Source organism: Streptomyces sp. NRRL WC-3549 (assembly GCF_000721935.1).
Classification (GTDB): domain Bacteria; phylum Actinomycetota; class Actinomycetes; order Streptomycetales; family Streptomycetaceae; genus Streptomyces.
This window is the reverse complement of sequence record NZ_KL585394.1, coordinates 141,765-143,047: the sequence shown is the minus strand read 5'-3', so window position 1 is coordinate 143,047 and position 1,283 is coordinate 141,765. Positions and strand designations below refer to the sequence as shown.

Below are 1,283 nucleotides of genomic sequence, written 5' to 3'. Positions count from 1 at the left end.
GATGTGTATAAGAGACAGGACGAGGCGTCGTTCCAGCCGTCCATGAGCGGCGACGAGATGACCGTCACCGTGAAGGTCCCCGTCCCCGCGCTGCTCCCGATGTTCAGCTTCGGGTCGGTCACCAAGAGCGCCACCATGCCGCGCGACTGACCGCCGCACCGCGGCACCACACAGGGAGTTGAGGACATGAGCCTGCGGGCGCGCATCACCGGTCCGGAACCGGCGAACGGGCTGAGCGAGGAAGGCCGCCTGGTCGGGGCCTACCGGGCCAAACTGCTGGAGGAGATCGACCTCGCGGAGATGTCGGCCCTCGCGGCGGCCGAGCGCCGGGCCCGCCTCGAACGGGTGCTCGGCCACATCATCAGCCGTGAGGGCCCGGTCCTCTCCTCCGCGGAGCGCTCGCAGCTCATCCGGCGGGTCGTCGACGAGGCCCTCGGCCTCGGCATCCTGGAACCGCTGCTCGAAGACGCCTCCATCAGCGAGATCATGGTCAACGGACCGGACCAGGTCTACGTGGAGCGCGGCGGGCGACTCGAACTCCTCCCGATGCGCTTCTCCTCCAACGACCAGCTGATGCAGACCATCGAGCGCATCGTCTCCACCGTCAACCGCCGGGTGGACGAGGCCAATCCGATGGTCGACGCACGCCTGCCCTCCGGCGAGCGTGTCAACGTGGTCATCCCGCCGCTCTCCCTGAAGGGCCCGATCCTCACCATCCGGCGCTTCCCGAGGGCCTTCACCCTCCAGGAGATGATCGGCCTCGGCTCGCTGGACGAGCACATGCTGATGCTGCTCGCGGGCCTCGTACGGGCCAAGTTCAACGTGATCGTCTCCGGGGCGACCGGCACCGGCAAGACGACCCTGCTCAACGCCCTGTCCGGGCTCATCCCGAACGGTGAGCGCATCGTCACCATCGAGGACTCCGCCGAGCTCCAGCTCCAGCAGACCCATGTGATCACCCTGGAGAGCAGGCCGTCCAACGTCGAGGGCAAGGGCCGGATCACCATCCGCGACCTGGTCCGCAACTCCCTGCGCATGCGTCCCGACCGCATCATCGTCGGTGAGGTCCGCGGCGGCGAGACGCTCGACATGCTCCAGGCGATGTCGACCGGTCACGACGGATCGCTCGCCACGGTCCACGCCAACAGCGCCGAGGACGCCCTGATGCGTCTGCAGACCCTGAGCTCCATGTCCGAGGTGGAGATCCCCTTCGTGGCGATCCACGACCAGATCAACAGCGCCGTGGACGTCATCATCCAGCTGACCCGCCACGCCGACGGCTC

At 67.9% G+C, this 1,283-nt stretch carries 1 protein-coding gene; it reads left to right on the top strand.

All coding sequences use genetic code 11. The annotated features are described in order from the left end of the window. Positions 1-186 precede the first annotated feature (186 nt). Positions 187-1,283, top strand: a 1,097-nt coding sequence (locus tag IH13_RS0111325) for a TadA family conjugal transfer-associated ATPase (RefSeq protein ID WP_031083451.1), incomplete at its 3' end; no start/stop codon positions are given.